The 12,389-nt window shown below is 68.8% G+C and carries 10 protein-coding genes; 4 read left to right on the top strand and 6 right to left on the bottom strand.

Annotated features, from left to right (window positions below):
* The first annotated feature begins 68 nt into the window (after window positions 1-68).
* Entirely contained in the window at window positions 69-2,684 is a 2,616-nt protein-coding gene (locus HUA74_RS46835) for a protein kinase (RefSeq protein ID WP_174455464.1), read from the top strand.
* A gap of 126 nt (window positions 2,685-2,810) precedes the next feature.
* Here HUA74_RS46835 and HUA74_RS17945 read toward each other — a convergent pair whose 3' ends face one another.
* Window positions 2,811-4,121 (bottom strand): tetratricopeptide repeat protein, encoded by a 1,311-nt coding sequence (locus HUA74_RS17945; RefSeq protein WP_174455465.1) that lies wholly within the window; start codon window positions 4,119-4,121, stop codon window positions 2,811-2,813.
* A gap of 11 nt (window positions 4,122-4,132) precedes the next feature.
* A complete protein-coding gene (locus HUA74_RS17950) occupies window positions 4,133-5,506 on the bottom strand; it encodes a DUF4331 domain-containing protein (RefSeq protein WP_174455466.1) in 1,374 nt (457 codons plus the stop codon).
* 229 nt (window positions 5,507-5,735) lie between these two features.
* On the opposite strand from HUA74_RS17950, the gene HUA74_RS17955 reads away from it, so the two are divergent.
* Window positions 5,736-7,892, top strand: a complete 2,157-nt coding sequence (locus HUA74_RS17955; protein ID WP_174455467.1) for an alpha-amylase family glycosyl hydrolase — start codon at window positions 5,736-5,738, stop codon at window positions 7,890-7,892.
* A 60-nt stretch (window positions 7,893-7,952) separates the two neighbouring features.
* On the opposite strand, the gene HUA74_RS17960 is transcribed toward HUA74_RS17955, so the two are convergent.
* The gene (locus HUA74_RS17960; RefSeq protein WP_141648720.1) at window positions 7,953-8,165 is read right to left on the bottom strand and encodes a hypothetical protein; all 213 of its coding nucleotides are present in this window, start codon (window positions 8,163-8,165) and stop codon (window positions 7,953-7,955) included.
* A 226-nt stretch (window positions 8,166-8,391) separates the two neighbouring features.
* Here HUA74_RS17960 and HUA74_RS17965 point away from each other — a divergent pair, with 226 nt between their 5' ends.
* The gene (locus HUA74_RS17965) at window positions 8,392-8,667 is read left to right on the top strand and encodes a hypothetical protein (protein WP_046713894.1); all 276 of its coding nucleotides are present in this window, start codon (window positions 8,392-8,394) and stop codon (window positions 8,665-8,667) included.
* A 62-nt stretch (window positions 8,668-8,729) separates the two neighbouring features.
* Complete coding sequence (locus HUA74_RS17970; RefSeq protein ID WP_141648719.1) at window positions 8,730-9,476, top strand: PHP domain-containing protein; 747 nt, start codon at window positions 8,730-8,732, stop codon at window positions 9,474-9,476.
* 12 nt (window positions 9,477-9,488) lie between these two features.
* On the opposite strand, the gene HUA74_RS17975 is transcribed toward HUA74_RS17970, so the two are convergent.
* The 3 genes from HUA74_RS17975 to HUA74_RS17985 all read right to left on the bottom strand — a co-directional run bounded on the left by HUA74_RS17975 (window position 9,489) and on the right by HUA74_RS17985 (window position 12,081).
* A complete protein-coding gene (locus HUA74_RS17975) occupies window positions 9,489-10,235 on the bottom strand; it encodes a hypothetical protein (protein ID WP_174455468.1) in 747 nt (248 codons plus the stop codon).
* 310 nt (window positions 10,236-10,545) lie between these two features.
* Window positions 10,546-10,881, bottom strand: coding sequence for an FmdB family zinc ribbon protein (locus tag HUA74_RS17980; RefSeq protein WP_174455469.1), 336 nt, complete (start codon window positions 10,879-10,881; stop codon window positions 10,546-10,548).
* 15 nt (window positions 10,882-10,896) lie between these two features.
* Window positions 10,897-12,081: a hypothetical protein gene (locus HUA74_RS17985; RefSeq protein WP_371817255.1), complete on the bottom strand. Its 1,185-nt coding sequence runs from the start codon at window positions 12,079-12,081 to the stop codon at window positions 10,897-10,899.
* Window positions 12,082-12,389 lie beyond the last annotated feature (308 nt).

Below are 12,389 nucleotides of genomic sequence, written 5' to 3' on the forward strand. Positions count from 1 at the left end.
TGACATTGAGACCCGCATTCACTGACGACCCTTTTTGATCGGAATCCCTCGCGATACCCTACGGCCCAATGGCGAATGAGCAGCACGAACAGTTTGGCCGGTACGAACTCCAATCCCGAATTGGCCGGGGAGGGATGGCGGAGACGTGGCGGGCGCAGCTTCTGGGGGCCGCGGGCGTCACCAAGCCAGTCCTCATCAAGAAGGTGTTGCCAGAGTTCGCCAACGACGAGGCGTTCGTCTCCATGTTCATCAGCGAGGCGCGCATCTCCGCCACGCTGTCGCATGGGGCCATCGCGCAGGTCTTCGACTTCGGGCAGGTGGATGGCGAGTACTTCCTGGCCATGGAGTACGTGGACGGGCAGCCGCTCAACCGCATCATGAAGCGGGCGCTGCGCTCCAACTTCGCCAGCCTTCCGGTGCCCATCGCCACGTACATCGCCCTGGAGATGTGCCGGGGGCTGCACTACGCGCACACGCGCGCGGACGACAAGGGCGAGCCGCTGAACATCGTCCACCGGGACATCTCCCCCGACAACGTCCTCATCAGCTACGAGGGCCAGGTCAAGATCGTCGACTTCGGCATCGCGAAGGCACGCTCGCTGCGCAGCTTCGACACCGCGCCGGGCGTCGTGAAGGGCAAGTACCTCTTCTTCTCTCCGGAGCAGGCGCGGGGCGAGGACGTGGATGCGCGCACGGACGTCTGGGCCACGGCCGTGGTGCTCTTCGAGATGGTGTGTGGCCGGCTCCCGTTGGAGGGGCCGGAGTACGTGGTGATGCACAAGCTGCACACGCGTCAGCCGTTGCCGCGTCCGCGCGACATCAAGCCGGACCTGCCGGTGCGACTGGAGGCCATCCTCCAGAAGGCGCTCGCGGTGAAGAAGGAGGACCGCTTCGAGTCCGCGCATGCCTTCGGGGATGCGCTGGCGGGGTTTCTCTTCAAGGCCGCGCCGCGCTTCTCCGCGATGTCGGCGGCCTATCTCCTGAGGGAGCTGTTCCGCCCCGACCTGACGGAGATGGGCAAGGACACCAAGGTTCCGCCCTCGTTCGTGGAGGAGCTGTCCGTCTGGCGTGCCACCAACAGCCTCCTGCCCAAGCCGACGGAGCTCTCGGCGATGGAGCTGCGCACGGAGCCGCAGACCATCGAGAGCCATCCAGGAGAGCTGCCGGATGGAGGGGAGGGGCTGGACGGCGAAGACGAGGATGAGGACGGCAACTCTCCGGACCGGGGAGGCTTCTTCGAGAACGGCTTCCGCATCTCCACGCACCACGTCGTGGTGGCCGTGGGACTGCTTGTGCTCGCGGGGTTCATGTGGTCGGCGTTCGACAAGCTCAAGTCGGACTGGGTCCCGCCGAAGACCTCGTCGAGCGGGCCGGCCCGGCCACCGCTGCCCACGCCTCCGCTCAAGGACGCGGATGCCCGCCGACCAACGGACGCACCTCCGCGGCAGCAGCCCTCGCAGGTGGCCGCGGGCAAGCCGCCCGAGGCGATGGACACCGTGCACATGCCCATGGAGTCTTTCCGGCTGGATGCACGGCGGCACCTGTTCGGCGTCTCGTCCGGGCGTGCGGCGCTGGGGACGCTGAACCCGGATGTGACCTATCGCATCTCCGAGTCGGGGGTCTTGTCCCCGGCGGATCGCGGCAAGCCCATGCCGAGCATCTTCTTCCTGCTGTCGGGGAAGAACGTCGCGGCGGACGCGGCGGTGGGCCTCGTGACGCGCAAGCCGGAGCCGTTCCGGGGCGCATCGGCGGTGATGTTCTTCACGGTGGGGGCGCCCACGCCCCAGGATGACCTGCCCGAGCGCATCGTCACGGTGACGAACACTCGGACGAACGAGGAGCGCCGCCACACCATCCATCTGGAGTGGATGACCACGGACCTGAGCAGGAGCCTCTTCGTGGACGGCCTGGACCCCATGGAGGTGTACACGCTGTTGCTGGAGCCGGTGGAGGGTGGAGCCTTCACGCGAGGAAGAGATCAAGGGCCGGTGGTGACGGTGGCGTGCGTGCAGCAGGTGTCGGTGGAGCGTGATGGTCCGAGCACGCCTCCGGCCCGGGCGCAGCGCTTCCTCCTGTCGCGGGGCGAGGACGTGAAGCTCAGCGGCGTCCACGGGTTGTACTGCGGCTTCATCGACGATGACCCGACGGACAACCAGGGCGCGGTGTCGGTCCGCATCGAAACGGCCCGAGCCACCGCGGAGCGCGCCGCCGCGGCCGCCGAGCGTGCCGAGGCCGAAAACGTCGAGGTCGAGGTCGAGTCCGCCAACATCGGGCACGAGGATGCGGGAGCGCGTCCTGGGGGACATGTGTCGACGGGGACGCGTACGACCACGAGCAAGCCGGCGACATCCGGCAAGCAGCAGGAAATCGTGGTGGAGCCGGAGGAGTCGCCGGAAGCGAGTCGAGGCGAGCTGGCGCTCGAACAGGCCAAGGCCCTGTTCAAGTCAAAGCAGTTCGAGTCCGCGAGGACCCGGGCGCGCGAGTGCGTCGCGATGGAGCCGGAGAACTTCGAGTGCCACCTGTTCCTGGGCTCGGTGGCGGCGCGGCTCGGCCGCAAGGAGGAGGGTGCGAAGCACTACCGCCTCTTCCTCGACCTGGCCCCGTCATCTCATGCGCAGGCGAGCAAGGTGCTGCGCGTGCTGGAGGAGTACGAGTCCATGCAGGGCTCACCTTCCGAGCCGTAGCGCGACTGGCTCGGACGTTCGAGGGCCAGGGGGCTTGCTCCGAGCCGTAGCGCGACTGGCTCGGACGTTCGAGGGCCAGGGGGCTTGCTCCGAGCCGTCGCGACACCGGCTCGGAGATGCACGGCCTCACTTCGTCGGCTGGCCAAGGGCCTGGGCGCTGACATTCGGCGAAGGGGAAGCGAGGGCCCCGAGCAGCGCACGCGCCCGCTCCAACTGTCTCGGTGGAAGCGGTGGGAAACCTCGCAGCGCCGCGTCCAGGTGAAGCCGGGCCTCATCCCGGGCCCCGTCCGCCGAGGCCACGAGTCCCGCGACATACTCCAGCCTCGCGTTGCGAGTCCCCAGCCGCAGCGCGGCCTCCGCCAGGGGGCGCGCCTCGTCCAGCTTGCCGGCGCTGACGAGCGCATAGGCCAGCACCGCCTGCGTGAAGACGTCCTGACGGCGTGTCAGCTCACGCCGCGCGAGCACCTCCGCCTGGGCCACGTCTCGTCCCAGGTCCAGGAGCAGCCGCGCCTGCTCCCTCGCGTCCTGGGCCGTGTCCTGGAACGCCTGGGTGTATTCGGCCTGGGCCTCCTGCTCGCGCCCCGCGGCCATGAGCGCGTCGGCCAGAAAGGCCCGATGTCCCGACTTGGGACGAGCGGTCATCGCCGCCCGGTATTCCACCGCCGCCGCGTCGGGGAGTCCTCGCATGCGCAGCACATGCCCCCGTCCCGCGTGCGCGCGGTCCAGGCCGGGCGCATGTGAGAGCGCCACGGTGAAGTACTCGATGGCCGTGTCCGGCTCGCCGCGCGCGAGGTACGCATCGCCCAGCTCACACAAGGCCCGAGCCACCGTGTCGCCATCCCGAGGGTCCGCCGACGTCGCCGCCAGCTTGAGGACGGAGATGGCCCCATCCACGTCTCCGCGCATGAGGCGCAAATAGCCCACGCGGGTGTACGTCGCATGCGAGGGCTTCAAGTCCATCATCCGCGCGTAGGCCGTCTCCGCCTCGTCGTAGCGCCCCAGCTCCAGCTCCGCATCTCCAAGCAGCCCCTGGAAGAAGGCGTCGTGGGGAAACAACTCCGTCAGTCGTCGCGAGGCGTCGCGAAGATCCTGGAACTGATGGTCGTGGTGGAGCAGGAGCAGCTCCACCTTGAGGGCATCCACGCGCTCGGGGTCCACCAGCAACGCGCGTCGTGCGGCGACACGCGCATGCAGGAGGTGTTGCTCATCCCCCGAGCGGAGCCCCTCCCGCATCCACTCCGTGGCGAGTCGGGCCTGGGCCGGGGCATCGTCCAGCGAGGCTTCGCGCTGCATCCGAGCCAGTCGCTCCCCCGTGGATTCGGACGCCCGCGAGCCCGGGGGCGTCTGCCGTGCGGGCGCGAGCCACCACCGCGTGAGCCCGCCCGCGGAGATCGCCACCACCGCGACACCGAGGGCGAGCAGTTGTCGAGAGGCCATGGCGCGCGGGCTCAGGGGGTCGGGTCGCCGGAGTGGGGAGGCGCCAGGTACGGGAAGGTCGTGAGGAAGGCCTTGTCGTTGGCCGCCACGCCATCACTGAGCCCGGCGGCCGCCGCGGCGAAGGTGCCGCCTCCGTCGGGAAGAATGGCGGGACCGCCGTCCGCGAAGGTCGTGAAGAAGGCGCCGCCCACCGCCTTGAGCGCCACGTCCGTCACGTCGTCGGTCAGCAGCCGCCCGTTGGGGAACGTGGAGTCCGTGCCCGTGTTGATGTGGAGCATCTCGCCCGTGGGCTTGCCCTGGGTGTTGCGAGTGAAGATGGTGGCCAGGTCCGTGCGCGGCGCGGGCGGGGCCAGGGGAATGAAGCCCTTGGCCTGGAGGAGCTGCGGCAGCTCCGGGTTGGAGATGATGGCGACGATGGCCGGCGTGGACAGGTCGTTCTGCGGCTTGGAGGCGTTGAAGAAGTCCTTGAACTTCATCGGGACGACCACCTCGTTCACCAGCGGATTGCCCAGGCGGGACACCTGGACCCACGAGCCGCTCGTGTCCACACCGCCATCCGTGCGGCGCGTCGTGACCTTCGGCCGGCTGGACGTGGTCCAGATTCCGAGGTGCGGTGAGCTGAACTCCGTCAGCGGCAGCTCGATGACGAGCGACAGCACGTTGAGCCCCGCCAGGTCATCGCGGTTCGGCTTGCCGTCGTAGTTGAGGAAGTCGAACGTCTTCGAGAGGTTGACGAAGAACGGGTCGTCCCGAGGGCCCGCGAAGATCTTGTACTTGGCCGCGGTGCCCAGCCCCGTCTGGATGGCGCTCTGGGTGATGGGGTCCAGCACGGAGGCCCCCGCGGTCTGCGGATAGGCGGGCGTCGTCAGTCGCCCCACGTTGTTGGGGGCCACCGGTGCGTCCCGGATGATGACCTGCTGCGAGCCGCCCACGACCTTGGTGAGCGTGTACGTCTGGTAGCGGAGGATCTCCGGGGCCGTGGCCGTCTTCACGCCCGCGAAGGCATAGAGGAAGGAGTCCTTGTACGCGTTATAGCCCGCCACCACGCCCACGGAGGGCAGGGGGCTGGGACGAATCTGCGTGCGGAAGCGGAACTGGAAGCGCACGTCGGGCGCGCCGTCTCCCGACTGGTCGACCTGGATTTCGTAGAGGACGTTGTCGTCGAACAGGTAGTAGTTGGGGCCGCCGTAGGGAATGCCAATGGGGTAGTAGTTGGCGACCAGCACCAGGTTGCCGCCCTGCTTCCAGGCGTACATGTCCGTCCCGTCCGCCGCCGGGTCGTTGCTGATGAGCGGGGCCTCGCGATGGCTGGACGCCACCGCGACGCTGGCTGCGAGGAACAGCGGAACCGCGAGGAGATGCCACGCCGGATTGGGAGCTCTCATTCGTTTTCCTGTGAGGGGGAAACCACGAGGGCGGGCGCGGGACGAAGCTGCGGGCTCGTTCGCCAGGGCCCCCTCCGTACCCGGCAGGTTGGGTCCCTGGCTCCTGTCCCAAGGTGCCGAATGGCCTCCAGTGTCCGGTGGGCATCAGCCCTGTGTGTCGCGGTGAGTCAAAAAGCTGGCGGAGGGGGGCTTGGAAAAGCGAGGGGCCCTCCCGTAGAAAGGCAGCCGCATGACGCACTCCCGCATCGTCCGTTCGCTCGCGCTTCCGGTGTTGCTCCTCTCCGCGGCTTGCGGTGACTCCGAGGACTCGATTCCCGTCCGGACCTGCGAGGTGGCGCTGACGTACGCGCCCCAGCAGTCACTCCAGGGCGCGGTGTCCGTCACGGGCGAATGGAATGGCTTCTCCGCCACGTCCGCGCGCATGGCGGACCGGGGTGACGGCGTGTTCACCGCGCGCCTGGAAGGACTGGAGCCGCGCGACTACGGCTACCGCTTCGTGGTGGGCAAGCAGGAGCTGTTGGACCCGCAGAATCCGTACTCCCGCTGGGTGCGCACGGAGGAGTACTCGCGCCTGACGGTGCCGGACTGCCGCGAGCCCGTGCTGGAGCTGCGGCGCTTCGTGTCGACGCCAGAAGGCTCGCTCGACGTGGACGTCGCGTACGTCGACGGAACCGACGAGGTGGGGCCAGCCACCGACAAGGTGATGCTGTCCCTCGACGGGGAGGAGAAGCCCGGCACCTTCGACGCGGGAACGGGGCGCTTCCGCTTGCAGGTCCAGGGACTGGCCCAGGGCAAGCACCACGTGAAGGTGGTGGCCGTGGACGCGTCCGGCCGCGCGGCGCCGCCGCTCTACCTGCCGTTCTGGGTGGAGCCCCAGAAGTTCCGGTGGGAGTCGGGGCTGATGTACTTCGCCTTCACGGACCGCTTCCTCAACGCGCGCTCGGAGAATGACGGGGCCGTGGCGGACGTGGACCCCATCGCCAACTACCAGGGCGGCGACTTCGCCGGCATCACCCAGAAGATAGAGGACGGCTACTTCGACGCGCTCGGCGTGCGCACGCTGTGGATCTCCCCGGTGGACCAGAACCCCGAGGGGCGCTTCATCGGCACGGGCGGCAAGTACTACGCCGGCTACCACGGCTACTGGCCCTCCCAGCCGCGCGCGACGCAGCACCGCTTCGGTTCCATCGAGGACCTGCGCGCCCTCACCGCCGCGGCCCATCGCAAGGGCATCCGCGTCATCGCCGACCTGGTGCTCAACCACGTCCATGAGGAGCACCCGTACTGGGTGAGCCACCGGAACGACGACTGGTTCAACACCTCCGCCAGCTGCGTGTGCGGCACCCAGGACTGTGACTGGGAAGAGAAGCGGCTGACGTGCAAGTTCACCAACTACCTGCCGGACTTCAACTGGCGCTCGTCGAACATGGTGGACCAGTTCATCGACGACACGCTGTGGTGGCTGGAGGCGGCGGACTTCGACGGCTTCCGCATGGACGCCGTGAAGCACATGGACCAGGTGGCGGGCCGCACCCTGCGCGGTCGCCTGCGGGACATCACCGCGATGACGGGCACCGAGTTCTACCTGGTGGGTGAGACCTTCGTCGGCGCGGATGGCCGCTCGCAGATCGCCCGCTACATCAGCCCCCGCGAGTTGGATGGTCAGTTCGACTTCCCCCTGTACTGGCCGGTGCGCGAGGCCTTCGCGGACGGCCAGGGCCTGGAGCGCGTGGACCAGGCGGTGCGGGAGAACGAGGTCTTCTACGCGCCGGGCACCATCAACTCGCCCTTCATCGGCAACCACGACGTGGCGCGCTTCATCTCCCAGGCGGCGAAGCAGCTGGACGGGGAGGGGGGAGACCCCTGGAGCAGCTCGCGCCCCTCGGCCTCGGTGACGGACGCGGCGGCCTTCGAGAAGGCGAAGTTCGCCTTCACCTTCGTGCTGACGCAGCCGGGCGTGCCGCTCGTCTATTACGGGGACGAGGTGGGCCTGCCGGGCGCGGGGGATCCGGACAACCGCCGGCTGATGCGCTTTGGCTCCACGCTCACCCCGCTGGAGGCGGAGCTGCTCGCCGTCGTCCAGAAGCTGGGGCAGACGCGCCTGGCCCATCCCGCGCTCCAGACCGGAGCCCGGCACACGCTGCGAATTGAGAGGGACTTGTACATCTTCCAGCGCTCGCTGCCGGACGGGCAGGGCGCGGTGATCGCCATCAACCGGAGCGACGTGGAGCGCCCGCTGGTGGTGGAGCCCCTGGGAAGCCTCGCGGCGAGCAGTGCCACGTACGAGGACGTCTTCAGTGGGCGGACGCTCCAGCTCGCCGGGACGGAGACCGTGATGGTGGTCCCGCCGCGCAGCGTCGCCGTGTACGTGCCTCGCACCGAGTAGTGCTTCCGCGGGATTGAGGGAAGGGGAGAGGCCGCCCCCTTCCCACCGCGGCCCCGCGAACTACGGCTGCTGCGGAGGGGGCTGCTGCGCCGTCTTGTGCTTGTAGAAGAGCACGAGGGTGTAGCAGTGGAATTCGTTATCGGACGACTGGGCCACCACGCGATCCACGATCTCCAGATCGGAGTTGCTCTTCATCCAACGGGTGACGTTCTCACCCAGCTCCTCGCGCTCCTTCGCCTTGGTGGCGGAGAAGACCTTCACGCCCGTGAACATCGCCAGCCACTCCTTGTGCGGTCCCGACACAGGACAAGGGGGCGTTATCGCACGGGGTGTTCAGAGGTGTCAAAAACCCGGCTTCCTGGAGGGTAGGGCGTTGCTGGCCTCGTGACGGGGGTTTGCACGCGAAAGCGCGTGCTTAGTTTGCCCAAGTCGCACCCGTTTGGGGGCGCTCGAGGCAGGGGGCCACGAGTGGCGGCGTGTTGGGGAAGGGGGCAGGCCCGTGGACGTGAAGACCAAGAAGGATCTGGCGGTTGATTTCATCAACACCATCCGGACGATGGAGCCCACCGCGCTGAATGCGCTCATCGTCAAGGAGGCGGGGGAGGAATTGGCGCAGTTCTTCCTGAACTACAGCGCCAATCTCATCTCCAAGGACCCGTCCCGGGTGCTGGAGAACACGTCCTCGCTGATGCTGATGGGGTACCTCATCCGCACCTACGAGGAGAAGAACACGCAGGCCAAGCAGGGGACCTTCCAGTCCTACGCCTTCGCCTGAGGGACGCAGGGGGGCAGCGCGGGCTCGACAGGCCCAGGGGAGCCTGTTAGGGAGTGGCGCCCATGCTCATCGACCTGCACGCCCATTCCCACCTGTCCAAGGGGTGCGAGTTGGACCCTCGCGCCGTGTTGGAACGGGCCGCGCTGTTCGGCCTGGACGGGGTGGCCTTCACGGAAACCAATACCCAGGACGGCTGTGACGAGCTGTTCGAGATTGGCGCCAAGTCGAAGGTGAAGGTGTTCGTCGGGTTGGAGCTGGTGACGGACCGTGGCCAATACCTGTGCTTCTTCCCGAAGCCGGAGCTTGCCCCCGAGCCCGTGCAGATGTGGGGCAGCAACCGCGAGAAGCCCTGGAGCGCCGCGGAGTGTCTGCCCAAGGTGAAGGCGATGGGCGCCGCCATCATCGCGGCGCGGCCCTTCGACAGGGACTCTCCCAACCCGGCCATGGACTACGTGCGCTCGCTCAACGTGCTGAGCGCGGTGGAGGGCTACAACGCCCGGGTGAAGCAGACCGCCAACGACCTGGCCGTGGAGGCCGCGGAGGCGCTCAAGCTGCCGTGCACCGGTGGCAGCGACGTGCGCGGCTCCCTGGACGAGATGGGCCGGGGCGCCACGTTCTTCAAGCGCCCCGTGGCGACGCAGGCCCAACTGGTGGCCGAGCTGCTCAAGGGCGAGTTCTGGCCGGTGATGGCCGGGGAGCTGCCCCGCCTCACGCGCCCGGGCGAGGCCCAGGCGGCTCGCAAGCAGGGCGGTGGCGGTGGCGGCGGTGGGAAGCGCCGCCGCGGCGGTGGCGGCGGCGGGCGTCGGTAGTCCGCCGAGCGGTCAAGGCAGGACGGAAGCGCCTGCCTCTTCAGCGCGAGCGAGCCGGCCATCCGTGATGAAGGCCTTGCGGCGGCCTCCCGGATACGTCCACTCCTCGTTCTTCGCGGTGCCCTCCAGCGTGCGCCGCACCAGCTCCGGCGGCCCCCAGGCCATGCGCACCGCGTCCGCGGACATGTTGGCCACCAGACGCTTCTCGCGCACGGCATCGCGCACGGGCGGCGCCAGGGCCTCCAGCTGGGACTTGGGATTCTGGGCGGAGAGGTACTTCTCCACCTCCGCGCGGAAGTCGTTGGGCTGCTCCAGGTTGGGCGGGAGCACCAGCACGAGCGGCGGCGCGTCCGGCTTGCCTTCCTCGGCCAGGTAGACCCACGGCCAGGTGCGCGGCGTGTAGAGGACGCGCTCGGCGACGACCCAGGCGGTGGGGAACTCCACCTTGGTGATGCGCAGCTTCGTGCCCACGGGGAGCGTGCGCTCCACGGCGCCGGGGTTGATGGGCTTGCCGTTGCTGTCGTCCAGGAGGCGCACGTCGTCCGGCGCGTAGGGCGTGAGCAGCCGCTTGGAGCCGTCCCCGAAGAAGGGGATGACGTTGCCGGAGATGCGCAGGTACTGCTCCGCGTCCGGCCCCGTGAGGGTGCGCTGGAGCGACGTGCGGGCCTCCGGCGCCATGCGGGTGTAGTTGCCACAGCCGACCGCGAACGCGGCCAGCACGAGGAGGGACAGCGAGGGAAGGGGGCGTCGAGCGAGCATCGGGGCACCTCCGCGACAGGCACGCGCGGGAGCTCCCTGCTTAGCTCAGCGCGATGCCTGCGTCAGCGTTGACGGGGAGGAGGCTTCCCGCTTGCCGCCACGGCAGCCTCGCTGCGACGGACACACCGGCCCCCGTCCAGCCGGGTCCGGCACGAGCAGGAAGCGGCCGAGCCCGCGCGCATCCGTGAGCTCCGGGTGACCGCACAGAGCACATTGGCGGGGAGGACGCTTGGAGGGAGGGAAGGGCACGGGGAGCGAGTGTGCGTCGCTCCCGGACCCCGCGCGAATTTTCCGCCCCCTCCGCGTCCGACTACTTCTTGTCGCCCGACGCCGCGGCCGGCGCGGGGGCGCTGCTCGTCGAGGCCGCGGCGGGCGTCGACGGAGTGGACGACGTGCTGCTCGAGGAGGAGCTGCTGCTCGACGACGAACCCGAGGAGGAGGACGACGAGCCGTCCTTCTTCGTGGAGCTGTACAGGTCGGAGTACCAGCCGCCGCCCTTGAGGACGAAGCTGGAGCGGCTGAGCATCTTGGTCAGCGGGCCCTCCGCGCCACACGTGGCGCACGTGGCGGGCGGAGGATCCGAGAACTTCTGCAGCACGTCGATGATCTTTCCACAGCTCTGACAGGCGTACTCGTAGATGGGCATGGGTGCGGTGCCTTTTCAGGGAGTTGAGGGAGGGACGCCGGGGTGCAGCTGCTTGCGCAGCCCCTCGGCGAGCCCCAGGCGCTCGATGGCGCGGAAGACCAGCTCGCTGGGCGAGCCATACTTGCGGCCCACGGCATCACTGAGTCCGTGAAGATCCGTGGCGCCGGGGAGTTCATCGCGCAGCAGCCGCTCCAGGTCCTTGCGGAGCGACTCGTTGAACTTGCGCTGGATGCCCAGGTCCGCGAGGTACTTCTCACGGCCCAGCAGATCCAACCGGTGCGTCAGGTGCGAGGTGGCCAGCGCCTCGCGACGGAAGCGCTCGCGCAGGGCCTCCACGTCCTCGGTCAATCCGCAGGAGGCCACCAGCCGCTGCAGCTCCGGAGGACTCACGCCCAGCGCCCAGCCGACCCGGCCCGTCGCACCACGCTGCTGGGTGTAGGCGTCCAGGAGCTGGAGTCGCTCCTTCTCCTTCAGCGCGTCGAGCAGGCCGTGATCGCGCAGCACCGTCTCCAGGTCCACCAGGGTCAAATCCCCGCGCGAGCCGTTGAACCGGTGCGACATGTTGCGCAGCAGGGCGAAGCGGTGCTCGGAGCCCTCCAGCAACGCCTCCAGGACTTCCTTGCCCGAGGCCCGTGTCAGCTCCACGAAGGGTGTGCGGGGCGCTTCCACGCGGGTGAAGCGGCCCCGGGGACGGGGCAGGTCGCGGCGCAGGAAGCTCGGCCCGTCATCCAGGGCCGCCAGCTCCTGCTCGGAGGGAGAGGTCGTCTCCTCGTCCACCAGGGTGGAGCGCTTCTTCGGGGCGATGCGCTCCAGGACGGTGGCCTCATCCGCCTTGGCGCCCTTCTTCGCCTTGCCGGAGGATTCTCCAGCGGGCTTGGCGGCGGGCAGGGCGAAGGAGGGGATGGACGGGTCCGCGGCCACGGCGCGGGGAGGCGTCTTCTCCTCCCGCACGTAGGCCAATTCGCGGGCCACGTCGTAGTAGCCGCAGCTCTGACGCTGGGCGGCAACGGCGGGGGCGGTACCTCGGAGGATGTCCACGACGGCGAAGGGCCCCAGGGGGGTGGTCTCCGGCTCCGCGTCGGTGAGTGCCCGGACCCGGAAGTCGTCGTCCTCGAGCAGCAGGGCGAGCGCTTCACGGACCTCGGGAGCGGGTGCCGGCGACTTCGCGCGCCGGCAGAAATCCGAGACGGCAACCGCCACGGGGGTGGGGACGTCGTCGGGCTGTCGTCTTCTCTGCCAGGGGCTGGTCATGGAAAGGTGCGGAAAAATGCTCGTTTACGAGGGCGGATGCCTCTATCTTCGCGGCCAGACAAGTGTCAATGAGCCAGTCCGCCTCCAATCTAAACAGCCAGCGGCTGTTGCAAGCCAGGATACGGGCCGGCCAAGGGAAGGAGCGATCCTTGACGCCGGCTGCCGGACGTTGCGGGCCGAGGAGGCAGGGGGTATCAGAGGCCCCGCTTCCGGAGACCAACAGAGGTCGCTGACAGTTTACTTCGAAGAGGACCGGA

The organism is Myxococcus sp. CA051A (assembly GCF_013336705.1).
Classification (GTDB): domain Bacteria; phylum Myxococcota; class Myxococcia; order Myxococcales; family Myxococcaceae; genus Myxococcus; species Myxococcus llanfairpwllgwyngyllgogerychwyrndrobwllllantysiliogogogochensis.

Coding starts and splice junctions, on each gene's coding strand:
- HUA74_RS46835 (WP_174455464.1), top strand. CDS start 69: ATGGCGAATGAGCAGCACGAACAGTTTGGCCGGTACGAACTCCAATCC.
- HUA74_RS17945 (WP_174455465.1), bottom strand. CDS start 4,121: ATGGCCTCTCGACAACTGCTCGCCCTCGGTGTCGCGGTGGTGGCGATC.
- HUA74_RS17950 (WP_174455466.1), bottom strand. CDS start 5,506: ATGAGAGCTCCCAATCCGGCGTGGCATCTCCTCGCGGTTCCGCTGTTC.
- HUA74_RS17955 (WP_174455467.1), top strand. CDS start 5,736: ATGACGCACTCCCGCATCGTCCGTTCGCTCGCGCTTCCGGTGTTGCTC.
- HUA74_RS17960 (WP_141648720.1), bottom strand. CDS start 8,165: ATGTTCACGGGCGTGAAGGTCTTCTCCGCCACCAAGGCGAAGGAGCGC.
- HUA74_RS17970 (WP_141648719.1), top strand. CDS start 8,730: ATGCTCATCGACCTGCACGCCCATTCCCACCTGTCCAAGGGGTGCGAG.
- HUA74_RS17975 (WP_174455468.1), bottom strand. CDS start 10,235: ATGCTCGCTCGACGCCCCCTTCCCTCGCTGTCCCTCCTCGTGCTGGCC.
- HUA74_RS17980 (WP_174455469.1), bottom strand. CDS start 10,881: ATGCCCATCTACGAGTACGCCTGTCAGAGCTGTGGAAAGATCATCGAC.